This window comes from Micromonospora chokoriensis, from assembly GCF_900091505.1.
GTDB lineage: Bacteria > Actinomycetota > Actinomycetes > Mycobacteriales > Micromonosporaceae > Micromonospora > Micromonospora chokoriensis.
Window position 1 is genome coordinate 65,856 of record NZ_LT607409.1, and the last position, 21,338, is coordinate 87,193.

The 21,338-nt window shown below is 71.2% G+C and carries 21 protein-coding genes and 3 tRNA genes; 12 read left to right on the forward strand and 12 right to left on the reverse strand.

Annotation, left to right across the window (positions count from 1 at the left end; all coding sequences use genetic code 11):
• Positions 1–72 precede the first annotated feature (72 nt).
• Positions 73–148, reverse strand: a tRNA-Lys gene (locus GA0070612_RS00285).
• Between the two features lie 187 nt (positions 149–335).
• Between GA0070612_RS00285 and GA0070612_RS00290 the strand changes: the two genes are divergently transcribed.
• On the forward strand, positions 336–1,610 hold the full coding sequence (locus tag GA0070612_RS00290; protein ID WP_088986073.1) for a L,D-transpeptidase: 1,275 nt from the start codon (positions 336–338) through the stop codon (positions 1,608–1,610).
• 250 nt (positions 1,611–1,860) lie between these two features.
• Positions 1,861–3,150, forward strand: a complete 1,290-nt coding sequence (locus tag GA0070612_RS00295; protein ID WP_088986074.1) for a L,D-transpeptidase — start codon at positions 1,861–1,863, stop codon at positions 3,148–3,150.
• A gap of 164 nt (positions 3,151–3,314) precedes the next feature.
• Here GA0070612_RS00295 and GA0070612_RS00300 read toward each other — a convergent pair.
• A tRNA-His gene (locus GA0070612_RS00300) sits at positions 3,315–3,390 on the reverse strand.
• A gap of 105 nt (positions 3,391–3,495) precedes the next feature.
• Positions 3,496–4,092 carry an oligoribonuclease gene (gene orn, locus GA0070612_RS00305; RefSeq protein ID WP_088986075.1) on the reverse strand — a complete coding sequence of 199 codons (597 nt, stop codon included), beginning with the start codon at positions 4,090–4,092 and terminating at the stop codon, positions 3,496–3,498.
• Between the two features lie 66 nt (positions 4,093–4,158).
• Here orn and GA0070612_RS00310 point away from each other — a divergent pair, with 66 nt between their 5' ends.
• Positions 4,159–5,442 (forward strand): glycosyltransferase 87 family protein, encoded by a 1,284-nt coding sequence (locus GA0070612_RS00310; RefSeq protein ID WP_088986076.1) that lies wholly within the window; start codon positions 4,159–4,161, stop codon positions 5,440–5,442.
• Between the two features lie 174 nt (positions 5,443–5,616).
• On the opposite strand, the gene GA0070612_RS00315 is transcribed toward GA0070612_RS00310, so the two are convergent.
• A complete protein-coding gene (locus GA0070612_RS00315) occupies positions 5,617–6,354 on the reverse strand; it encodes a YcnI family copper-binding membrane protein (RefSeq protein WP_088986077.1) in 738 nt (245 codons plus the stop codon).
• A 17-nt stretch (positions 6,355–6,371) separates the two neighbouring features.
• A complete protein-coding gene (locus GA0070612_RS00320) occupies positions 6,372–8,039 on the reverse strand; it encodes a copper resistance CopC/CopD family protein (protein WP_088986078.1) in 1,668 nt (555 codons plus the stop codon).
• Between the two features lie 202 nt (positions 8,040–8,241).
• Here GA0070612_RS00320 and GA0070612_RS00325 point away from each other — a divergent pair, with 202 nt between their 5' ends.
• Genes GA0070612_RS00325 through GA0070612_RS00340 form a run of 4 tightly spaced genes read left to right on the forward strand, consistent with a single transcriptional unit; the run spans position 8,242 to position 11,231 of the window.
• Positions 8,242–8,865 carry a sigma-70 family RNA polymerase sigma factor gene (locus GA0070612_RS00325; protein WP_331716387.1) on the forward strand — a complete coding sequence of 208 codons (624 nt, stop codon included), beginning with the start codon at positions 8,242–8,244 and terminating at the stop codon, positions 8,863–8,865.
• Between the two features lie 32 nt (positions 8,866–8,897).
• Positions 8,898–9,413 carry a MauE/DoxX family redox-associated membrane protein gene (locus GA0070612_RS00330; RefSeq protein WP_088986079.1) on the forward strand — a complete coding sequence of 172 codons (516 nt, stop codon included), beginning with the start codon at positions 8,898–8,900 and terminating at the stop codon, positions 9,411–9,413.
• Positions 9,406–10,122, forward strand: coding sequence for a DsbA family protein (locus tag GA0070612_RS00335; RefSeq protein WP_088986080.1), 717 nt, complete (start codon positions 9,406–9,408; stop codon positions 10,120–10,122). The genes GA0070612_RS00330 and GA0070612_RS00335 overlap by 8 nt, the downstream gene beginning before the upstream one ends.
• The gene (locus tag GA0070612_RS00340) at positions 10,119–11,231 is read left to right on the forward strand and encodes a hypothetical protein (RefSeq protein WP_231924412.1); all 1,113 of its coding nucleotides are present in this window, start codon (positions 10,119–10,121) and stop codon (positions 11,229–11,231) included. The genes GA0070612_RS00335 and GA0070612_RS00340 overlap by 4 nt, the downstream gene beginning before the upstream one ends.
• Here GA0070612_RS00340 and GA0070612_RS00345 read toward each other — a convergent pair.
• The 4 genes from GA0070612_RS00345 to GA0070612_RS00360 are packed head-to-tail and all read right to left on the reverse strand — an operon-like array spanning position 11,215 to position 13,933.
• The gene (locus GA0070612_RS00345; protein ID WP_088986081.1) at positions 11,215–11,973 is read right to left on the reverse strand and encodes an energy-coupling factor ABC transporter ATP-binding protein; all 759 of its coding nucleotides are present in this window, start codon (positions 11,971–11,973) and stop codon (positions 11,215–11,217) included. The genes GA0070612_RS00340 and GA0070612_RS00345 overlap by 17 nt on opposite strands.
• Positions 11,970–12,740 carry a cobalt ECF transporter T component CbiQ gene (gene cbiQ / locus GA0070612_RS00350; RefSeq protein WP_088986082.1) on the reverse strand — a complete coding sequence of 257 codons (771 nt, stop codon included), beginning with the start codon at positions 12,738–12,740 and terminating at the stop codon, positions 11,970–11,972. The genes GA0070612_RS00345 and cbiQ overlap by 4 nt, the downstream gene beginning before the upstream one ends.
• An 18-nt stretch (positions 12,741–12,758) precedes the next feature.
• Complete coding sequence (locus GA0070612_RS00355; protein WP_088986083.1) at positions 12,759–13,220, reverse strand: PDGLE domain-containing protein; 462 nt, start codon at positions 13,218–13,220, stop codon at positions 12,759–12,761.
• Positions 13,217–13,933 (reverse strand): energy-coupling factor ABC transporter permease, encoded by a 717-nt coding sequence (locus GA0070612_RS00360; protein ID WP_088986084.1) that lies wholly within the window; start codon positions 13,931–13,933, stop codon positions 13,217–13,219. Before GA0070612_RS00360 ends, GA0070612_RS00355 begins: the two co-directional genes overlap by 4 nt.
• Positions 13,934–14,117: 184 nt before the next feature.
• On the opposite strand from GA0070612_RS00360, the gene bcp reads away from it, so the two are divergent.
• The 3 genes from bcp to GA0070612_RS00375 all read left to right on the forward strand — a co-directional run bounded on the left by bcp (position 14,118) and on the right by GA0070612_RS00375 (position 15,528).
• Positions 14,118–14,594, forward strand: coding sequence for a thioredoxin-dependent thiol peroxidase (gene bcp, locus GA0070612_RS00365; RefSeq protein ID WP_088986085.1), 477 nt, complete (start codon positions 14,118–14,120; stop codon positions 14,592–14,594).
• A 225-nt stretch (positions 14,595–14,819) separates the two neighbouring features.
• A tRNA-Leu gene (locus GA0070612_RS00370) sits at positions 14,820–14,893 on the forward strand.
• 95 nt (positions 14,894–14,988) lie between these two features.
• Positions 14,989–15,528 carry a GNAT family N-acetyltransferase gene (locus GA0070612_RS00375; protein WP_088986086.1) on the forward strand — a complete coding sequence of 180 codons (540 nt, stop codon included), beginning with the start codon at positions 14,989–14,991 and terminating at the stop codon, positions 15,526–15,528.
• 248 nt (positions 15,529–15,776) lie between these two features.
• Here the strand turns inward: GA0070612_RS00375 and GA0070612_RS00380 are convergent, their stop codons facing one another.
• From GA0070612_RS00380 to GA0070612_RS00390, 3 genes are all read right to left on the reverse strand, one after another.
• Positions 15,777–16,763 (reverse strand): expansin EXLX1 family cellulose-binding protein, encoded by a 987-nt coding sequence (locus GA0070612_RS00380; protein WP_197699279.1) that lies wholly within the window; start codon positions 16,761–16,763, stop codon positions 15,777–15,779.
• 114 nt (positions 16,764–16,877) lie between these two features.
• On the reverse strand, positions 16,878–17,696 hold the full coding sequence (locus GA0070612_RS00385) for an MOSC domain-containing protein (protein WP_088986088.1): 819 nt from the start codon (positions 17,694–17,696) through the stop codon (positions 16,878–16,880).
• 4 nt (positions 17,697–17,700) lie between these two features.
• Entirely contained in the window at positions 17,701–18,534 is an 834-nt protein-coding gene (locus GA0070612_RS00390; RefSeq protein ID WP_088986089.1) for a class I SAM-dependent methyltransferase, read from the reverse strand.
• A 120-nt stretch (positions 18,535–18,654) separates the two neighbouring features.
• On the opposite strand from GA0070612_RS00390, the gene GA0070612_RS00395 reads away from it, so the two are divergent.
• On the forward strand, positions 18,655–19,722 hold the full coding sequence (locus GA0070612_RS00395; protein ID WP_088986090.1) for an LCP family protein: 1,068 nt from the start codon (positions 18,655–18,657) through the stop codon (positions 19,720–19,722).
• Positions 19,723–20,034: 312 nt separating this feature from the next.
• Positions 20,035–21,336: a sugar transferase gene (locus GA0070612_RS00400; RefSeq protein ID WP_231924413.1), complete on the forward strand. Its 1,302-nt coding sequence runs from the start codon at positions 20,035–20,037 to the stop codon at positions 21,334–21,336.
• Positions 21,337–21,338: the final 2 nt, after the last annotated feature.

Genomic DNA, 21,338 nt, shown 5'->3' on the forward strand with positions numbered 1-21,338 from the left:
CAGGCCGAACCACGGTCCGTACCCGAAAAAGGCCCTGACCAGGTGGGAACCACCGGTCAGAGCCTTGATCTTTGGTGCGCCGCCAGGGACTCGAACCCCGAACCCGCGGATTAAGAGTCCGCTGCTCTGCCAGTTGAGCTAGCGGCGCTCGTCGGCAACGGAGAGAACATTAGCACCCCTCCAACCCGGGCTCCAATTCGGTTACCCGGCTCCCCCCTTCGGTCGAGCTTTGCCGACAAAATGCACCAAACTGCCGCACCGGCTGAAGCCGGGGGCGTGGGTTGCGGCGTCGATGCGGCACGATGTCCGCCAGGTACGCGAGAACAGAGGTGGGAATGGCACGGTTCACGCGAGCCGGAGCGGTGGTGGGCGCTCTGACTCTGGCGGCGTCGCTGGCACTGACCGGATGTGGCGACGAGCAGAAGAAGCCGGCATTCGTCGGCGGGACGTCGGCGGCCGACCCGGGCGCCGCGCCGGGCTCGTCGACGAGTCCGGACCCGAACACGCCGAGCACACCGAGCGGGCCGACGCTCGCCCTGAGCCCGGCCGACGGCACGAAGAACCGGCCGGTGAGCACCGAGATCAGCGCGAAGCTCCCGGACGGCGGGAAGGTGTCCGCCGTCACCCTGACGGCGGACGGCGGGGGCACGGTAGAGGGCAAGCTGCGCACCGACGGTTCGGCCTGGGTGCCGTCCACCCCGCTGAAATGGGGCACCCGCTACACCGCCACGCTGACGGCGAGCGGGGCCGACGGCACGAGCAGCCAGGGCACCAGCAGCTTCACCACGATGGCGAAGCCCAAGTCGATGATCGGCTCGGGCCTGTACCTCTTCGACGACAAGAGCTACGGGGTGGCCATGCCGGTGGTCACCGAGTTCCACCCGGGCATCCCGAAGAAGGACCGGGCGGCGGTGCAGAAGCGGATGTTCGTCCGCACCGACCCGCCGCAGCCGGGAGCGTGGCACTGGGTCGACAACGGCACGCAGGCCTACTACCGGGCCCCGGAGTACTGGAAACCGGGCACGACCATCAGCGTGCGGATCGCCATCGCGGGCATGCCGCTGAGCAACGGCAAGTACGGGGACGTGGACCGCAAGGCCACCGCGAAGATCGGCCGGTCGTTCGAGATGAAGGTCGACAACGCCAGCAAGAAGATGACGGTGTACGAGAACGGCGCGGTCGTCCGCACCATCCCGGTGAGCCTGGGCAAGAAGAGCACCCCGTCGTCCAGCGGCACCATGGTCGTGATGGAGAAGAAGGAGGCCACGGTCTTCGACACCCGGGACGACCCGGACCCGGCCAACCGCTACGTCACCGACATCCAGTTCGCCCAACGGCTCACCTGGGGTGGCGAGTACATCCACGCCGCACCCTGGTCGGAGCACGTGCAGGGACGGCAGAACGTCTCGCACGGCTGCGTGAACGTGTCGATGGTCAACGCCAGGTGGCTGTTCGAGAAGACCCGGATCGGTGACCCGATCACCATCAAGGGCACCGAGCGCAAGATCGCCGCCGGCAACGGCTGGACGGCGTGGAGCCTGAGCTGGTCGGCGTTCGTCAAGGGCAGCGCGCTACCCGTACCCAGTGGTGGGGCCGGCCCGGCGCTCTGAGTCGCCCGACGTCTCTGCGCCGGTCCGGCCGATGGCCGGGCCGGCGCGTACTCTTGCAGTCCCGCGCCGCGACGGCGCCGCAGCGACCCCTCAGTCCCGGCACGGAGACGAATCCCGCTCACGAAACGCCGGATAGTAGCAGGAATCCGGCACCATGGACGGCGTGTTTCGGTTCACCCTCGGCAACCGGGGCCGGCTCTGGCGCGTCATTAGGAGACGATGGGGCAGCGACCACGACTGTGAGGGAATCATGCGAGCTAGCCAGGATCGACTGATCAGGGGCGGTGGGCGGCGCCGCGTCTTCGCGGCAGGGCTCCTCGCCGTGGCGCTGGCCTTCACGTCCGCGTGCACCGACGGCGACGGCGGCAAGCCATCCTCGTGGCACGGGGGCGGTGGGGCACCGGCGCCGAAGGCGGCCGCGACCATCAGCGAGCCGGCTGCCGACGCCAAGGACGTGCCGGCCTCCACCGGCATCACCTTCACCACGAAGGACGCCCAGAAGACCACCGTCGAGCTCAAGGACGCGGCCGGCAAGGCGGTCGAGGGCACCCTCGCCAAGGACGGCACGTCATGGCTGCCGGCCGGGGCGCTGGAGTACGGCACCGCCTACACGGCGACCGTGACCGCCACCGGTGACGACGGTCGTCCGGCGACCGCGACCAGCACCTTCACCACGATGGCCAAGCCGGGCAACCAGGTACGCGTGACCAGCTTCCTCGGTGACAACCAGGTCGTCGGGGTCGGCATGCCGTTGATCGTGAAGTTCAGCCGGGGCATCCCGGAGGATTACCGGGACGACGTGCAGCGCCGCATGACGGTGACGTCGACGCCCGCGCAGGAGGGCATCTGGCACTGGGTCAGCCCCACCGAGATCCGCTACCGGCCCAAGGAGTTCTGGAAGACCGACAGCAAGGTCTCCTACCGGGTGCAGACCGGCGGTCTGCCGATGGGTGACGGTTGGTACGGCCGTGCCGACCTGACCGTGGACATCACAATCGGCCCGGCGGTGGTCATGACGGTGGACAACAAGACCAAGCGGATGACCGTCACCCGCAACGGCTCGGTGATCAAGACGATTCCGGTCAGCCTCGGCAAGAAGAGCACCCCGTCGTCCAGCGGCACCATGGTCGTGATCGAGAAGCTGCGCAAGACGGTCTTCGACACGTTCGAGGAGCTGGGCCCGGAGGAGGGCTACCGCACCAAGATTGACTTCGCGCAGCGCCTCACCTGGGGCGGGGAGTTCATCCACGCGGCACCCTGGTCGGAGGGTCAGCAGGGCACCACGAACGTCTCACACGGTTGCGTGAACGTGTCCATGGCCAACGGCGACTGGCTGTTCAAGAACACCCAGATCGGTGACCCGATCACGGTCAAGGGCACCGAGCGCAAGCTGCAGAACGGCAACGGCTGGACCGACTGGAACATGAGCTGGGACGAGTACGTCAAGGGCAGCGCCCTGCCGTACGAGCCTCCGGCCGACCCGGACACCACCCCGACGACCCCGGACGGCGCGACCCCGTCCGCGACGCCGACCGCCTGAGCGAAGGTCGACTCGCGTCACCGGAAACCGGGGCATCCCGCTCGACCGGATGCCCCGGTTTCACGAAGCCGGAGTCGATCACGGGTCTGCTGGCAGCAGGCCCGTCCGCTGGCCAGCAGACCCGACCAACGACGAAGGCCCCCTCCGAAGAGGGGGCCTTCTCGTGGGGTGACTGATGGGAATTGAACCCACGACAACCGGGACCACAACCCGGTGCTCTGCCAACTGAGCTACAGCCACCACGCCTCCGCACCCGGTCGATCGCCCCGGGCGGGGTGCGGACCAATAATAGCGGCACCGTGGCCGGGCACGTCCAGCGGGTTCCCCGCCGGACGCGAGCGGGGGTCAGAGCTCGGCGGCGATCGCCTTGGCGGTCTCCACGTCCGGGCCGGGGAGCGGGACGAAGAGCGTCCGCCGGTAGTACTCCAACTCCCGGATGCTCTCCCGGATGTCGGCCAGCGCCCGGTGGGCGAGGCCCTTCTGTGGCTGGCCGAAGTACACGCGCGGGTACCAGCGACGGCAGAGTTCCTTGATCGACGACACGTCGATCATGCGGTAGTGCAGGTGCGCGTCGAGGCGGGGCATGTCCCGGGCGATGAAGCCCCGGTCGGTGGCGATCGAGTTGCCGCACAGCGGCGCGGTGCGCGGATCCTTGACGAAGCTGGTGACGTACTCCATCACCCGGTCCTCGGCCTCGGCCAGGGTGACCGCCGACCGGCGGACCTCGTCGGTGAGACCGGACTTGGCGTGCATCGTCTGGACGACCTCCGGCATCGCCTCCAACGCCGCCTCGTCGGCGTGGATCACCACGTCGACACCGTCACCCAGCACGTTGAGCTCGGGATCGGTGACCAGTGCCGCAACCTCGATCAGTTTGTCCCTGCCGAGGTCCAACCCGGTCATCTCACAGTCGATCCAGACAAGGAGATCAGCCACCGGCACAGCCTACGCGCAGCCCACGCCCCGCGGCTGCGCGCTCTCGGCGGACCGGCCCGCTAGGGTTTCGGGGTGCCAGCAGAACCCGTCGCACCGCCCGCCGTCACAGACGACGATCCCGGCGGCCGTCTGGTCCGTCGCCTGGTGGCGGTGGTGGCCCTGCTCGCCGTGCTGCCGGCGCTCTACCTGCCCGGCCTCGTGCACAACTTCTTTGACCTCAAGATCTACATGTCCGCCATGGACTGGTGGCGCGTCGGCCACCCGCTCTACGACTACGTCCAACCGGACCGGGTGCAGGGCGAGCTGTACTTCACCTACCCGCCGTTCAGCGCGCTGCTGCTGTGGCCGTTCGGTCTGCTGAGGCTGGGCGTCACCGTGGCGATCTTCACGGTGCTCACCGTGCTCGCCGTGGTGCTCACCACCCGCTGGCTGGTGCTGCCGGTGATCGCCCGGCACGGCCTGCCGCGCACGTTCACACTGGTCGCCGCCGTGCTGCTGGTGCTGGCCGTGGAGAGCATCCGCGAGACGATCACCTTCGGCCAGATCAACATGCTGCTGGTCGTGCTGATCCTGGCCGACCTGCTGTTCGCCGTGCCGCAGGCGCGACGGTGGGCCGGGGTGGGTGTGGGGCTGGCGACGGCCCTCAAGCTCTTCCCCGGCATCTTCATCGTGTACCTGCTGGCCACCCGGCGGTGGCGGGCCGCAGCGGTGGCCGGCGCGACCGCGGCGGCGGCGACGCTGCTCGCGGCCGCGATCGCCCCCGGCGACTCGTGGCGGTTCTGGACGCAGGAGCTGTGGGACACCGAGCGGGTCGGACGCACCGACATCGTCGGCAACCAGTCGCTGTTCGGTCTGCTCAGCAGGTTCACCGCACCGGAGAAGCCGGACCGGCTGCTCTGGCTGCTGCTGGTCGCCGCGGTCGCCGCCTACGGGCTGTGGCGGGCCACCCGCGCCGCCCGGGCCGGTGACGCGTTGACGGGCCTGACGCTGACCGGTCTGGTGGGGGCTTTGGCGAGCCCGATCACCTGGACCCACCACATCTACTGGTTCGTGCCGGCGGTGGTGCTGCTCGTCGACGCGGCGCTGAGCGCCGATCGGCCGGACGAGGCGGGTCGGCGCTGGTGGTCGGCCACACTCGCGCTGGTCACCACCGTCGTGATCGTCTACGGGGTGGTGACGTTCCAGAAATGGGGAGCGGGTGTGATCCGTACCCACGACCCGGTGGACTTCGTCGCGCAGAACACCTACGTGCTGCTCAGCCTGCTGCTGCTGGCGGCTCTGCCGATCCGGTCGACGCCCGCGACGGAAAATCGCACCAAATGGACAGATCTCTCGACTAGCCGCGATCAGCGCTAATCTGACCTCATCTACCTCAAGCGTCGCTCGGGTAGCACCGCTCCCCCGGTGAAGGTGGCCCTCCGCGTCGGCAGCGCGGAGGGCCACCTGCCCGTCGAGGCGCAGCACCGCGGGCCCCGGAAACACGCCGGCCCGCCCGGTGGTGTCCGGACGGGCCAGCGGGTCGCGGTGGGGTCAGGCCTTGGCGACCGGCTCCCGGCGGGTCCGCGTGAACGACAGACCGCCCAGCACCAGGCCGGCCAGCCCGGCGACGAGACCCGCCACGCCGAGGCCGACAGCGAGGCCGTTGCCGTCGTCGTCATCGTCGTCGTCGGGGGTCGCGACGGCGGCAGCGGTCGGCGTGGCCGCGCCCCCCTGCGGGGCGGCAGCCGCCAGGGTGAGCACCGGCGCCGGGTGCTCCGGCTCCTCACCACCCGGGGTCGGATCGTCGATCCACCGCGAGATGGTGCCGTCCGAGTAGGTCTGCAGGACCTTGAAGACCATCGTGTCGACCTTCGGCAGCGGCCCCATCGAGACGGGGAACTCCTGGAACTGCCCCGGCTTCACCGCCGCGTCACCGGTGGCCGTCCAGGTGATCTTGGAGACCGCCTCGGTGAGCTGGCTGCCGTGCACCTCGATCGGCGGGTCCACCTTGCGCTTCTCCGTCGCCACCGTCCAGCCCGGCACCGGCATCGTCGACACCGAGCCGACCGGGGCGTTCTCCGGCAGCACCACCTCCAGCTTGTTGGTCGAGGCGGTGTCGCTCTCGTTGGGCACCCGGAACGCCACCCGCGCGTAGCCGCCCTGGGTCGCCTCCTTCGGGTTCACCGTGACGTGGGCGGACGCCGGTCCGGCGAAGCCGAGCACAGCGGTGGCGGCGGCGGTGATCGCCAGGGCGGCAGCGGCGGTTGCGGTACGCCGGAATCGGGTCATGGGTTTCGCGGACCTCTCTAACGGATGGGCACGGTGGCGGTCACCGTGGCCTGGTCGATGTCGGTCGTACGGGCGGTGATCTTCAATTGCCACTCGCCGGCGGCCGGCAGGCTGATGTCGCCGTAGGCGTGGTTGTCGGTCAACGGCAGCAACGGGACCTCGATCGGCTCGATCCCGGCCGAGGGCAGTGCCGCTGTCGCCCGCCACTCCTTGACCGGCAGCGGCAGGTTGTCCTTGCTGTACGCGTACAGGTGGATCGAGTTGTTGCCCCGCTCGGCCGGGCTCAGCTCGACCTGCATGGTGAAGAGCGTGCTGGTCAACGAGGTGGTGAACTGACCGGCCGAGACGTCGGACGACTCGGCGGAGGCGGTCCGCGCGGGCGGCGTCTGCACCAGCGTCGCGGACAGGCCCAGCACCACCGCCGTGACCGCCAACTCCACCCAGACCGCCCGCCGGACCGGGACGGGGCGCTGTGCCGCGACCCGGCTGCGCACCAACTGCCGGGAGTACGCGGCCACGCCGATCACCACCGCGAACAGCGCGATCTTGGCCAGCAGCAGCCGACCGTAGGTGGTGCTGACCAGCGCCTGCGGGGTGGCCACCTCGATCAGCGCCTGGACGGTGCCGCCGAGCAGCAGGGCCGAGACGGCGAGCGCCGCCCAGCGGGACCAGATCGGCAGGATCGCGCTCAACTCCCGCTCGTCGGCCTGACGTAGCAGGAACACGGCGAGCATGAGCAGGCCGCCCAGCCATACCGCCATGCTGCCGAGGTGGACCGCGTCGACCACGACGGAGACCGCCGGCGCCGGGGAGGCCGCCGGGTGCCCGGCCAGCGGCCAGGTCAGCAGGGCGGCGACGCCGAGCACAGCCAGGATGATCGCGTCGGTGCGGCCGGCCGGGCGGGCCAGCAGCGGCCGGAGCAGGAAGACGGAGGCCGCCAGCAGACCGAGCCGGACCAGGTGGGCGGCCCCGAACGGGCTGCCGAAGACGGTGCCGAACCCCTCGCCGGTCACCTCGAAGAGACCACCGCCGCCCGTGTACGGCACCTGCAACCACAGGTCGGCGAGGGTGGCGACGGTGACCAGGCCGAGGCCGGTCCAGGCCAGCCGGGTCGGTCCGCGCCGGGACAGCCGCTGCGGCCACAGCGCGGCGAGCACCAGCACCGGCCCGACCAGCAGCACCAGGCCCGCGTAGCCGAGGAACCGGGCCACCTTCACGGCGGCGCTCACCACCGGGTCGGCGCGACTGTCGTCCCCACCGGAGTCGGTCGGCGGCGTCGACGGCGCACCCACCGAGTAGGTGAACGCGCCGGACACCGGGTGGCTGTCGGCGGAGATCACCCGGAAGCTCACCAGGTAGGTGCCACGACCGGCGTCCGGGCTCACCGGGATCGTCACGACGGTGTTGTCGAAGGCCGGCTCACCCCGGTCGGCCCGGGAGCCGTCCGGAGCGATGATCCTGATCTTGCCGGGCACCTTCCGGACCGACTCGCTGAATGTGAGGACCACCTCGGACGGCCCGCTCGGCACGACCGAGGAGGCAGCCGGGCTGCTGCTCTGCAGCACCGCGTGGGCGCTCGCGGAGGTGGCCGGCGCGATCAGCAGAGCGCCGACGGTGACCAGCAGGCCGGCGGCGACAGCCAGCCGGGCGAGCCAGCGGCGGGGGGCGACAGTCATGGCAGCCATGGTCGCCGACAGGTGTGGATCTCGGCGACCCGAGTCGGGCGGAGGGCTCAACTCTGCTCAGCCGCCAGCGCCGCGCGTGAGGGATCGCGTGTCATGAGGAGGTAGTCGGTCCGCGATGGGGAAAAGTTCCCGGCGTGGCGCAGACCATCCACGGGCCGAAGGGCCCTGTCGCTCGGCCGAGCGGCGCGTATCGTGGTTTGTCGTGATCCCCGTCCCGCGTGACACCGGTTCCGCCGGTCCGGCCGAGCCGGCCGACGACGTCGCCCGGGACCGGTCCACGGAGCCGGTCGGTGTCGCCCGGGACCAGGCCACCGAGTGGGCGCTCAGCGCGCGACACGGCGACCCGACCGCCCAGGCCGCGTTCGTCCGGCTGACCCAGGCCGAGGTCTGGCGTTTCGCCGCCGCCCTGATCGACCCGGACAGCGCCGACGACCTGACCCAGGAGACATACCTGCGGGCGTTCCGGGCGCTGCCCGCGTTCGAGGGCCGCTCCAGCGCCCGCACCTGGCTGCTCGGCATCGCGCGCCGGGCCTGCGCCGACCACCTGCGCACGGTGATCCGCCGCCGTCGGCTCGACGAGCGGCTGATGGCGAACGCGTACACCGACCGTCCGCACCCGGACCCGTCCGGGCAGCTCGGCGCCACCGACCTGGTCCGCCGGCTCAGCGCCGAGCGGCGCTCCGCGTTCGTGCTCACCCAACTACTCGGTCTGTCGTACGCCGAGGCGGCAGCCGTCGAGGGGGTGCCGGTGGGCACCATCCGGTCCCGGGTGGCCCGGGCCCGTGACGAGCTGGTCGAGGCGGTCGGCGACGCCCTGGCCGGCTGATCCCGGAACTTCCGGCGGAGACGGAACGACACATGAGCGTGACTGCACCTCCCGGCCGTTGGCCTGTGCTCCGGCCCTGGCTCGGCACTGCGGCCCGGCTCGGCCTCGCCGCCGTCTGGCTCGTCGCCGGCGCGTCGAAGGTCGGTGACCTGGCCGCCTCCGGGCGGGCGGTGAACGCGTACCAGGTGATGCCGTACGACGTGGCGACGGTGATCGGCGCGGCCCTGCCCTTCGTCGAACTGGCGCTGGGCGTGCTGCTGCTGGTGGGGCTGGCCACCCGGCTCGTCGCCGGGGTGTCCGCCGCGCTGCTGGTGGTCTTCATCGCGGGGATCGCGTCGGCCTGGGCGCGCGGGCTGGCCATCGACTGCGGCTGCTTCGGCAGCGGCGGGCAGTTGGCCGAGGGACAGGCCCCCAGTTATCTCCCGGAGATCCTCCGGGACCTGGGATTCTTGGTATTGGCCGGATTTCTGCTGATCTGGCCACGTACGCCGGTGTCGGTGGACGGGTGGTTGGCCGGCGAGCCCGCTGTGGAGGACGAGGATGAGTAGTCGCAAGGGGCAGCGGGACGCCGCCCGGGTGGTCCGCGAGCAGCTCGCCCGCGAGCGGCGGCGTCGGCGCACGATCTGGGTCTCCGCCGCCGCGGTCGTCGTCCTGGTCATCGCCGGAGTCGCCGGATGGGCCATCTGGTCCAGCCAGCGCTCGGACACCTTCACCACCCCGCCCGGCGCGAACGCCGACGGCACCGGCATCGTCACCGGCCGCGGCCCGGTCACCGTCGACGTCTACGAGGACTTCCTCTGCCCGGCCTGCAACCAGTTCGAGCAGACCAGCGGCGCGACACTCACCCAGCTGGCGACCGAGAACAAGGCCACTGTCGTCTACCACCCGGTGGCGTACCTCAACCGCTTCTCCACCACCGAGTACTCCAGCCGCTCCTCGGCCGCCTCCGGCTGCGCGGCGGCCGGCGGCAAGTTCCGGGAGTACGCGTCGGCGCTCTTCGCCAAGCAACCGCCGGAGGGCAGCGCCGGTCTCGACAACGACGAGCTGATCGACATCGGCGTCGGGGTGGGACTCGACCGGGGCTCGTTCGCCGGCTGCGTCAAGGACGGCACGTACCGGACGTGGACCGAGCACGTCACCGACGAGGCCAGCCGGAGCAACGTCACCAGCACGCCGACCATCCTGGTCAACGGCCAGCCGCTCGAAGACCGCAGCCCACAGGGCCTCAGCGCAGCCGTGGCGGCGGCCGGCAAGTGATCCGTACCCTGCTGACCCGCGCCGCGGTGGTCGTCGCCGCAGCCGGCGCGGCCACGGTGCTCACGGCGGCGCCGGCCGCCGCGCACGGCGCGGACGCCCCGGACGGCACCGACTACCGGACCACGACCGCCGGGGTCGCGCCGGCGCGACAGGGGCTGGAGGTACGCGTCGTCGAGGCTGGCGCCCGACTGGAGCTGACCAACCGCACCGGCCGTGCCGTCGAGGTGATCGGCTACTCCGGCGAGCCGTACCTGCGGGTCGGCCCGGACGGGGTCTTCGAGAACACCCGCTCCCCCGCCACCTACCTGAACCGCACCCTGGCCGGAGACACCGCGCTGCCGCCGGAGGCCGACCCGGCCGCACCGCCGTCCTGGCGGCGGGTCGCCGACGGGCCCACGGTGCGCTGGCACGACCAACGGGCACTGTGGCAGGAGGCGGGCCCTCCGGCGGCGGTACGCGCCGCGCCCGACCGCGAACACCGGGTACGGGACTGGACGGTCCCGCTACGCGACGGCGCGGACCCGGCGGTGATCAGCGGCACGCTCGACTGGGTGCCGCCACCGGACGCGTACACCTGGTGGGCGGTGACCATCGTCAGCGCCCTCGCGGTGGGGGCGCTCGGGCTGGTCGCCGCCGCCTCGGCGACCGGCGGTCGGGCGCTGTCCGCGCTGGGTGCGCTGCTGGTCGTCGGCGGCGCGGTAGCCGTGGTGTACCCGGTGGGGCGGGAGCTGGACGCCGGCGCCCAGGGGGTCGGCGGGGTGGTGCTCGGGCTGCTGTCCGGGCAGATCTGGTCGCTGCTCACCGGGCTCGGCGCGATCGCCGCCGGGTGGTACGCGTTGGCCCGCCGCACGGCCGCCGACTTCCCGGTGGCGCTGGCCGGGGCCTGCCTGGCGCTCTTCGCCGGCGCGGCGAACGCCGCCGTGTTCGCCCGGTCCATCGCGCCGGTGCCGTGGTCGCCCGGGATCGCCCGCCTCATGGTGGCGACGGTGCTGATCACCGGCGCCGGAGCGACGGCCGCCGGTGTCCTGCGCCTGCACGCCGCCTCGCGGGCCGCCACCCGTACGCCGCGCGGCGAGGACGCCGAGGAGCGGGCTACGGCCGCGGGGTGAAGCCGTAGGGCAGTTCGAGACGGTGACGGGCCAGCAGGGCCGGGTCGGTCAGCAGGTCCAGGGTGGGTGCGTCGGCGACGATCCGGCCGCCGTCGAGGATCACCGACCGTTCGCACAGCTCCGCCGCGTACGGCAGGTCGTGCGTCACCATCAACAGGGTCACCGGCAGGTCGCGCAGGATCTCGGCCAGCTCACGGCGGGCCGCCGGGTCCAGGTTCGAGGACGGCTCGTCGAGCACCAGGATCTCCGGGTGCATGGCGAGCACGGTGGCCACCGCCACCCGGCGGCGCTGCCCGAACGAAAGGTGCTGCGGCGACCGGTCCCGGTGCTCGCCCATCCCCACCGCGGCGAGCGCCTCGTCCACCCGGGCGGTCAACTCCGCCCCGCGCAGGCCCAGGTTCGCCGGACCGAACGCCACGTCCTCCGCCACCGTGGGCAGGAACAACTGGTCGTCCGGGTCCTGAAAGACGATGCCCACCCGGCGACGCACCTCGGCCAGGGTGGCCCGATCGGGCGTGACGGTCAGCCCGCCGACGCTCACGCTGCCCTCGGCCGGGGCGAGGATGCCGTTGAGGTGCAGCACCAGCGTGGTCTTGCCGGCGCCGTTGGGCCCGAGCAGCGCCACCCGGTCGCCGCGCGGCACGGTCAGGTCCACCCCGTGCAGGGCGACATGCCCGTCCGGGTACGCGTACCGGACGCCACGAACGTCCAGCGAGACAGCGGTCTGCACGACACCGATCATGACAGTACGACGGCGGTGGCGGCGATGGAGGCCGCAAGCACCGGCACTGTCGCCGCCACCAACCACTGACCGACGCTCGCCGCGCCCTCGCCCTGCCACACGACCGGCATCCGCCCGTTGTAGCCCCGGGACAGCATCGCCAGATAGACGCGCTCGCCGCGCTCGAAGGCGCGCAGGAACAGTGCCCCGATCCCGGCGGCGAAGCCGCGCAACTGCCACACGAAGCGCGGGTCGTCACCCCGGGACATCCGGGCCACCCGCATCCGCCGCGCCTCGCCGACCAGCACGTCCAGGTAGCGCAGCATGAACGTGGCGATCTGGGTGAGCACCTGCGGGCAGTGCAGCCGGTCCAGCCCCACGATCAGGTCGCGCGTGGTGGTGGTCGCCGCGAGCAGCAGCGAGGCGAGCACACCCAGGGTGCCCTTGGCCAGGATGTTCCACGCCCCGTGCAGCCCGTCCTCGGACAACCGCAGACCCAGCACCTCGACCCGGTCACCACTGCCGAGGAACGGCAGCGCGATGGCGAACAGCACGAACGGCACCTCGATCAGCGCCCGGCTGAGCAACCACCGCGGACCGACCCGGGCCAGCGCCGCCACCACGGCCACCAGCACCGCGTACGCGCCGAAGGCCCAGAACGCCTCGCGTGGGGTGGCCACCACGGCGATGGTGAAGACCACCATCGCCGCGATCTTGACCTCGGGCGGGAGCCGGTGCACCGGCGAGCCGGACTCGCGGTACAGCACATGCCCGTGACCGGCACCCATCTCCGCGTACTCCCTGGTTCAGCTGGCCGCGTCGGCGCGGCGTCGGACGTCGCCGTCGGACGACGCGGGCTCGGTGGTCGTGGTCTCATCCGGATCGGTCGGCGTGCCGCCCGCGACCGTCGTCCCGTCACCGTCGGTCGCCGTGCCGCCCCGGCGGCGCAGCAGCCAGAAGCCGCCGGCGCCGACCGCGAAGGTGACCAGGACGCCGAGCACCCCGGACAGGCCGGTGGAGACGAAGCTGTTCTCGATGCCGCGCACGCCGTAGTCGGCGAGCGGGCTGTCCCCCAACTCGTGGTCCTTCGCCTGCTGGGCCGGGCAGCTGCCGCCGACGATGGTGTCGTCGGCGTCGACGGTGCAGCCCTTCAGCAGCGAGGAGTCCAACCCGTCCGGGTGGGACGAGGCGTAGTTGCTGACCACACCGGCGAGCAGCAGCGCGACCAGCAGACCGCCGGCCAGGAAGGCCCAGGAACGGTTCTTCATCGGACACCTCCGGCGACCGGGACAGCGGGGGTGGCGGGGGTACGCAGGGAGCGCAGCGCGTACACCAGGTCAGGTCGCACCTTCGCGACGGTGAGCACGGTGGTCGCGGTGATCAGGCCCTCGCCGATGCCGATGAGCAGGTGGGTTCCGGCCATCGTGCCGGCCAGGCCGGCCAGGTTGCCGCCCAGGTCGGTGGTGCCGCCCAGCCAGTACTGGACGACGAAGCCCTGGGAGGCGACCACCACGCTGAGCATCGCGGCGACGAACGCGGTCACCGACAGACCGGCGCGCGTCCGGGGCAGCACCCGCAGGAGCAGAGCGATCAGCAGGTACGCCGCGGCGGTGCCGAGCAGCGCCATGTTGGTGATGTTCAGGCCGAGCATCGCCACGCCGCCGTCGCCGAAGACCAGCGCCTGCACGACCAGCACCACCGACACGCAGAGCGCGCCGACCCACGGGCCGACGAGCATGGCGGCGAGCGCGCCACCGAGCAGGTGACCGCTCACACCGGCCGTGAAGATCGGAAAGTTGAGCATCTGGACGGCGAAGATGAACGCCGCCACGAGGCCGGCCATCGGGGCCAGCCGGTCGTCCAGGTCACGCCGGCCGCGCAGGACGCAGGCGGTCAGCCCGGCCAGTGCGAGCGCAGCGAAGATCGCTGCGACGGGACCGTCGATGATCCCGTTCGAGATGTGCATCGCCAGTGTCTCCACGCGACCTCCCCACGCGTCAGCGGGCCCGTGCGGACCGGCGTGGGTCAGCCTATTTCCCAGGCATCGTTGTTGCCATAGCCTGGCAACAACGCGAGGTGTTGATCACCTTTCGCCAGGTGACGAATGCCCAGCTCAGGCGCACCGGCGGCGGCAGCGCGTCCCACCTCGGCGGTAGGGTCGGGCCATGACCACGCCCGACCGCCTCTCCCCCGGCGACGCCGCACCCGAGTTCACCCTCCCCACCGACACCGGCGACCAGCTCTCCCTCACCGACCTGCGCGGTCGCAAGGTCGTCCTGTACGCCTACCCGGCCGCGATGACCCCCGGCTGCACCAAGCAGGCCTGCGACTTCCGTGACTCGCTCGCCTCGCTCCAGGCCGCCGGCTACGAGGTCGTCGGCATCTCCCCGGACAAGCCCGAGAAGCTGGCGACGTTCCGCGAGCGCGACGCGATCACCTTCCCGCTCGTGTCGGACCAGGACCGGTCGGTGCTGACCGCCTACGGCGCGTACGGCGAGAAGCAGTCGTACGGCAAGACCGTCACCGGCGTGATCCGCTCCACGTTCGTGATCGACGCCGACGGCAAGATCGAGCGGGCGTTCTACAACGTCAAGGCCACCGGTCACGTCGCCAAGCTCCGCCGCGACCTCGGCCTGGGCTGAGTTGTCACATCCGACCATCACGTTCGGTTAGTGGTCCGATGCAAATGCACGCCTGAGCCCGAGCTGTCACAGCCGGACCGCGGCCTTCGCTGGTCAACGGCGGCCTGCTCGCGTCGAGCCGGATGTGGTCTACGATCCTGATGCGGCTACTCCGAGCGGCTTCCCGACAGGCAGGCGACCACCTCGGCAGGAGTGGCCGTGGATGCTGGTGGAGTTCAGCTTCAAGGGGCCGTAGCCCAACGGCAGGAGGCATGCGGTTTAGGTCCGCACCAGTGCGGGTTCGAATCCCGTCGGCCCTACCTCGATACTGGCCCGGCACAGTGGCGCAGCCCGACAGGCGACAACTGTCGGGCGCGTCACTGTCGCGGGTCGCGGGCCTGGTCGTCGGGTCAGGATGGCGGGCGTGAGTCTGCGCTTCATTCTCGACCCCGACCTGACCCCACGACTGCGCGCCGAGATCGTCGACCTCTGGGCGGCCGTCAGCAACGCCGGCGGCGCTGTCGGGTTCGTGCCGCCGGTCACGGCGGCAGACGTCCACGTCCTCGCCGATCCGACCTTCGCCGGGATCACCGACGGGCCGGACCGCCTGTTGGCGGCCTATTCGGGCGACCGACTCGTGGGGATGCTGGTCTTCGGTGACACTCGCTTCCCGCTCAAGGCGCACTGGTGTGTCCTGCAACGGGTGATGGTCCACCCGGACACCCAGGGCACCGGCTACGGCTCGGCGCTGATGACGGAGGCAGCCCGGTTGGGCCGGGAGTTCGGCCACGAGGCGTTGCACGTCACCGTGCGCGGCGGGCTGGGGTTGGAGAAGTTCTACGACCGTCTCGGCTACCGGGAGATCGGCCGCCTACCGGGCGCGTTGCGGGTGGCACCCGGCGACGACCGGGACGAGATCCTCATGTGGCTGGACCTGAAGCCGCAACGGCAGTAGCACCCGGAGCACCGCCCAGCGACACCGCCCAGCCGCACCGCCGGGCCGCACCCGCGCGTCTTTCACCAAGATCCGCGCAACATCAGGGATGCTGCTGCCTCCCGCCCGCCCGGAAGCAGCAACATCAGCGAAGCTGCGCGGATCGTGGCCGCGTGGGCGCGGCGCGCGGGGCGTGGGGCGTGGGCGGGGCGTAGGGCGTGGGCGCGACGCGGCGCGCGGGCGCGCGGGCGCGTGGGCGTCGGGCTCGGTCAGCCGCACCAGCGGGCGTTCGCCACAGCGGGTTGGGCGGCCGGCGTGCCGGTGGCCGGGGCGCTCGCCTGCGCCACCTCGACCGGCCGGCGTACCGGTGTCGGCGTGACGGCGGGCCGGGCGGCCGGTGGGCGGGGCGACGCGGACGCGCGCGGGGTCGCCGCGACGGCGCCGCGCCCGTACATCCGGACCGTGCTGTTCTGCACCTGACCTGGTGCCATCCGGATGCCGCCGACGGTGACCCGGTTGCCGTACACGTCGCTGACGCGGATGGTGAACGGACCGGCTCCGGCCCCCGAGGCGATCAGCCAGTAGTTGTAGTCCTGCCGGGCGGCCGACCGGAACGTGCCACTGTCACCCTGCCGCACCTCGACGGACCGCAGCGGGTTGCCGTGGTTTCCGACGCGGACGGCGAACCACCACTGCGACGAGCCCTCCTTCATGCGGAAGGTGAGCGGTCCGGGCAGCGGCGGGTTGACCACCGCGCGGTAGGTGACGGGGACGAGGCCCTGGACGGGGTCGGCGATCCGGGCGAACGCCTCGCGGGACAGGTCGAGGTGCCCGGGCGCGCACTCCGGGCACTGATCCATGATCAGCACACGGACGGTGCCCTTCGGGCCGGTCACGTCGAGGAATCCGCCGCAGGCGGCGCCGGCGGAGTATTCGGTCGGGCCGAGGGCGACGTAGAGCCGATTGGCGGGTGCCGCCGGGTTCGAGCAGTTGCCGCCGGCGCCCTTCGAGTCGTAGAAGGTCGCCTTGCCGTTGTGTGTGGCGGTGCCGGTGGGTGGCGCGGCGGCGCTGGCCGGGCCGGCGGCGCAGGCCGGGGCGGCGCCGGACCGCAGGGTCAGGGTGAGCCCGAGTGCCGCCGCGACGACTGTGACGCCGGTGGCGACCAGCCAGGGCGTCGAGCGGGACGACGACGCCTGCTGCTCCTGGGGAGCGTGGTCCAGGTCGATGTCGATGTCGACCGCGTTGACGTCCGTCACGACGGCGATGCTGCCGGACCCGGGCGCGCAGGGACAAGCCGGCTAAGCCAAAGCTAAGACAGCATCGACGGACGGTGATCGGCGCGTGTCGGCAGCGGTTTCGGCGGGCCCGGGTCAGGGGGCGATGACGACGGCGTCTCCCACGGTCAGCTGTCCACTGTCGACCGGCACCAGGTTGAGGCCGAAGAGGAGCTTCTGCTTGACGTTGCGGTGTCGTCCGAGTGTGCGCAGCGGCTCCTTCGTGCGTACCCCGGTCTCCTGGTCGGTCGTGGTCACCACGCACCTGTCGCACGGCCCGGCGGCCCGGAAGCGCAGGTCGCCGACGCGCAGCGACCGGCCCACCCAGTCGTCCTCGGCCCAGGCCGGTGCCCCGTCGACCACCAGGTTGGGCCGGAACCGGGTCATCGGCACCGGGTCCTCGCCCGCTTCGGCGAGCCAGTCGTTCAGGGCGTCGAGGGACGCGGTGTTCGTCAGCAGCAGCGGGTAGGCGTCGGCGAAGCTGACCTGGTCGCCGGTGTCGTGTTCGCGGGAGCCGGCGGCCAGGTGGCGGGTCGGTCGGGCCAGCCAAACCAGCCGCACCGGTCGGCCGAGCAGCGCGCCGAGCCAGTCGTCGGCCGCCGGGCCGGCCGGCAGCGCCGGGACCGGGAACGCGCGGCTGCGGAAGGTCCGCACCGGGACCGGTTCACCGCCGCCCGGTTCGGGCACGTCGAGGTCGGGCTGCCCGTCGGCGCGCAGCGTCAGACCACCGGCCCGCACGGTGGCCCGCAGCCCGACCAGCCGGGTGGTGTCGCGCTGGGTGACGCCGACGCCGTCGGCGTCCACGACCATCCACCGCCGGTCGCCGGCCAGGCCCCACGGCTGCACGAACGCGCCGTCGTGGTCGAGCCGGTGACAGCCCTTGACGGGGTACGTGTGGATCGCGGTCAGCCGCACCCGGTCACCATGCCACGCCGATGCCGTCGCCCGGGTACCAGTGGTTGGCGGGGCTCTCCCGGTAGGCGAGGAACCGGCGGCCGGTGCGTTCGGCGTGCTCGGCGAGCACGTTGGTGCTGGTGACGTTGTCGGTGAGCAGGAGCGCGCCGGGGGCGAGCTTCGGCTCGACGGCGTCGAACTCGCGCTTCTCGTGGGCGCGGCTGTGGTCGCTGTCGTGCAGGAACAGGTCGACCGGGCGGTCAAGTGCGCCGATCGAGGCGATCGAGTCACCGATCACCAGGTCGACGACCTCCGACCAGGGCTCGACCCGGGCGAGGTAGCCGGCCTCGGGGTTGATGTCCAGCGAGGTGACCCGACCGGGGTGCCCCTCCTGCGCGTTGCGCAGCAGGGCGGAGGCCAGGACGCAGGTGCCCAGCCCCTTGTCGACGCCGGTCTCCACGATGTGCGCGGGGCGGGTGGCCCGAACGATCGCGTACCAGCCGACGCGCCGGGCGTAGTGCACCTTCTTGTCGGCGAGACCGCGGCGGGCCGCGCCGGCGGTGGTCTGTTCGATGTGGTCGCGCAGCGCCTGGTCGGACTCGATCTCGTCGAGCCATCCCCGGACCTGTTGGACCGGGCGGTCGCAGACCACGCTGACGAACCAGGCCAGGTGGTGACGGCTCAGTTTCGTCAGCTCGTACGTGTAGTTGTGATGCTCTCGGGAGGTGACCAGCCACCGGGCCGAGATGCGCAGCACCTTGGCGTCGTGGCGGGCGACCCGGGCCAGCCGCTTGGGAAACGCGGCGACGGGTGCGAGTGGGGTACGGGCGATGGCTCGGCGCAACTGCGTAGCGTCCACCGCTGCTTCATACCAGGTTCAGGCGATCGTCCGGGCGAAAAGTTTTTTTGGTCAGGATGTGAAACCGTACGGCCCAGACGGGGGCACGTGAGCGTAACCCGCAATCAGTAGCATCGCGGCATGCAGTATCGCCAGGAGTACGCGGAGCCCGAAACCCAGTTCATTGCAGCACAGCAACCACCGGAGCCGACTCAGCCGACGCGTCCGCGGCGTCGCCGGTGGCGGAAGATCGCGCTGATCACCTTCGTGGTCGTCGCGTTGCTCGCTGGCGGTGGCATGGTCGCCGGAGGTCTCTACTTCCGTTCGATCAACTCGGGCATCGAACGCGTCGACGCCTTCAAGGACGTGCCGGAGGAGTCCCGGCCCCAGGTCGTCGCCAAGGGCGCCCTGAACATCATGATCCTCGGCAGCGACTCCCGCGATCCGGAGAACAGCTCCGGCTCCCGGACCGACACCATCATCCTGGCCCACCTTCCGAAGGACCGGCAGAGCGCACAGCTCATCTCGATCCCCCGGGACAGCTGGGTCAGCGTGCCGGAGTCGCCGCAGGGCCGGGGCGGTCGGGACGCGAAGATCAACGCAGCGTTCGCGTGGGGTGGCGTTCCGCTCATGGTGCAGACCGTGGAGAAGTTCACCGGCGTCCGCATCGACAACGTGGCGATGGTCGACTTCGCCGGCTTCAAGGAGATCGTGGACGCCCTGGGCGGCATCGACATCACCGTGGACAAGGGCTTCACGTCGAAGCACTCGCTGAACCCGGACGGCCGGCGGGAGTTCGTCGCGGGCCGGCAGACCATGGACGGTGGCGCCGCACTGGACTACGCCCGCGAGCGCTACGCGTTCGCCGAGGGCGACTTCACCCGGATCAAGCACCAGCAGCAGGTCATCAAGGCGATCCTGGACAAGGCCGCCTCCGGTGGCACGCTGGGCAGCCCCACCAAGCTGAACTCGTTCGTCCGTGCCACCGCCGACGCTGTCGCCGTCGACGAATCGATGTCCCTGGTGGACCTGGCGACGCAGTTGCGACACCTGCGCAGCGGGCAACTCAGCTTCTTGACCTGCCCCACCACGGGCACCGGCCGGATGGGCAGCGAGAGCGTCGTTCTCGTGGACAAGCCGAAGGCGGAGCGGGTCTTCGACGCAGTTCGTCGCGATGCCGTTGGGGAGATTGCATCAGCGGCGAAATAGCCAGCGGATATCGGCCCTTCGTCTAATACCGGCCGACCTGACCTGGCCGTAACCTTCCTTCGCCCTTCGGGTCGAAGCCTGATTTCCGAAGGACTAACGGGGGAAAGGTTGACCATGTCGGGTCATTCGACGACAAGCCGATCAGACATACCACCACAATGGACCGGGGAACGGCCCGGTCCGACCCAGCGCCCGGTCTCACCCGCGCCGAAGAGCACGCCAACACCGCAGCCGGGCCTGGAGACCACTGCGGTCCTGCCGTACGCAGGATCCCGCACGTCGACCCGGACGCGCCTGCTGCGGGCCTGGATGATGACGGTTCCGATCGACGTCGTGGCGCTGCTCTTCCCACTGGCGATCTCGCAGAACTACTGGCGCGGCACGCTCGTCAACGCCGGCCTCACCATGGCGATCTTCGCGGCCGGCGGGCTCTACCAGGCCCGCCGGCACGTGAGCATCCTGGACGAGCTGCCGAGCATCGTCGGGCGTCTGCTGGCGTCGGCAGCGGTGGTGGCCATCATCGCCGCGGAACGCCACGCCTCGGTCGAGTACGTCGGTGGTTTCATGCGTGGCGTCGCCATCTCCGCCGGTCTGGTGATCGTCGGTCGGGCGCTCAGCCGGGCACTCACCATCCTGGTGCGCAAGCGTCGCTGGGTGGAGCACAACGCGATCATCATCGGCAGCGGACCGGTCGCCCTGGAACTGGCCCGGTTGCTGCGCCGCTATCCGCAGTACGGGCTGCGCTTCGTCGGTTGCGTGGACGTGACCGCGCAGCAGGACCCCGCGGTGCTCCCCCTCCTCGGCAGCCTCAACGACCTGGAGAAGCTCGTCCGGGTGCTGAAGGTCGAGGTCCTGGTCATCGCCGACCCCGACTGCCCGGAAGCTCAACTGATGGACAGCCTGCTGCTGCCCGGCAGCTCGCGCTGCGACCTGTGGGAGGTGCCGCGCCTGTGGGGGTCCCGCTCGCAGGGCGGATACCCCGACCACATCGGCGCGATCCCGATCGTGAAGGTCGGCGACATCTCGCTGTCCGGTCCGCGTTGGGCGATCAAGCGGGCCTCCGACGTGGTGTTCTCCGGCCTCGCCCTGCTCCTGCTCAGCCCGGTGCTGCTGCTGTGCGCGATCGCGACCTTCATCGACGGCGGGCGGGGCATCTTCTTCTACCAGGAGCGGATCGGCCGCTTCGGCAAGCCGTTCAACGTGGTCAAGTTCCGGTCGATGCGCCCGGTCGACGAAACCGAGTCGCAGACGAACTGGTCGATCGCGAACGACCGGCGGGTCGGGCCGATCGGTCGGTTCATGCGCCGCACCTCCCTGGACGAGCTTCCCCAGCTGTGGAACATCCTGCGCGGTGACATGAGCGTGGTCGGGCCGCGCCCGGAGCGCCCGTACTTCGTGGAGAAGTTCTCAGCGGAATACCCGAACTACGCGATGCGGCACCGCGTTCCGGTTGGCCTCACCGGGCTAGCCCAGGTCAGTGGCCTGCGCGGTGACACGCCGATCTCCGACCGGGCGCGGTTCGACAACTACTACATCGAGAACTGGTCGCTCTGGCTGGACGTCAAGGTCGTGCTGCGTACGGTCGCCGAAGTCTTCCGGGGCGGCGGACGATGACC

Excerpts from the sequence above, each read along its gene's own strand:
- GA0070612_RS00290 (WP_088986073.1), top strand. The coding sequence starts at position 336 with ATGGCACGGTTCACGCGAGCCGGAGCGGTGGTGGGCGCTCTGACTCTG.
- GA0070612_RS00295 (WP_088986074.1), top strand. The coding sequence starts at position 1,861 with ATGCGAGCTAGCCAGGATCGACTGATCAGGGGCGGTGGGCGGCGCCGC.
- GA0070612_RS00315 (WP_088986077.1), bottom strand. The coding sequence starts at position 6,354 with ATGACCCGATTCCGGCGTACCGCAACCGCCGCTGCCGCCCTGGCGATC.
- GA0070612_RS00320 (WP_088986078.1), bottom strand. The coding sequence starts at position 8,039 with ATGGCTGCCATGACTGTCGCCCCCCGCCGCTGGCTCGCCCGGCTGGCT.
- GA0070612_RS00330 (WP_088986079.1), top strand. The coding sequence starts at position 8,898 with ATGAGCGTGACTGCACCTCCCGGCCGTTGGCCTGTGCTCCGGCCCTGG.
- GA0070612_RS00335 (WP_088986080.1), top strand. The coding sequence starts at position 9,406 with ATGAGTAGTCGCAAGGGGCAGCGGGACGCCGCCCGGGTGGTCCGCGAG.
- GA0070612_RS00345 (WP_088986081.1), bottom strand. The coding sequence starts at position 11,973 with ATGATCGGTGTCGTGCAGACCGCTGTCTCGCTGGACGTTCGTGGCGTC.
- cbiQ (WP_088986082.1), bottom strand. The coding sequence starts at position 12,740 with ATGGGTGCCGGTCACGGGCATGTGCTGTACCGCGAGTCCGGCTCGCCG.
- GA0070612_RS00355 (WP_088986083.1), bottom strand. The coding sequence starts at position 13,220 with ATGAAGAACCGTTCCTGGGCCTTCCTGGCCGGCGGTCTGCTGGTCGCG.
- bcp (WP_088986085.1), top strand. The coding sequence starts at position 14,118 with ATGACCACGCCCGACCGCCTCTCCCCCGGCGACGCCGCACCCGAGTTC.
- GA0070612_RS00375 (WP_088986086.1), top strand. The coding sequence starts at position 14,989 with ATGGCGGGCGTGAGTCTGCGCTTCATTCTCGACCCCGACCTGACCCCA.
- GA0070612_RS00395 (WP_088986090.1), top strand. The coding sequence starts at position 18,655 with ATGCAGTATCGCCAGGAGTACGCGGAGCCCGAAACCCAGTTCATTGCA.
- GA0070612_RS00400 (WP_231924413.1), top strand. The coding sequence starts at position 20,035 with ATGACGGTTCCGATCGACGTCGTGGCGCTGCTCTTCCCACTGGCGATC.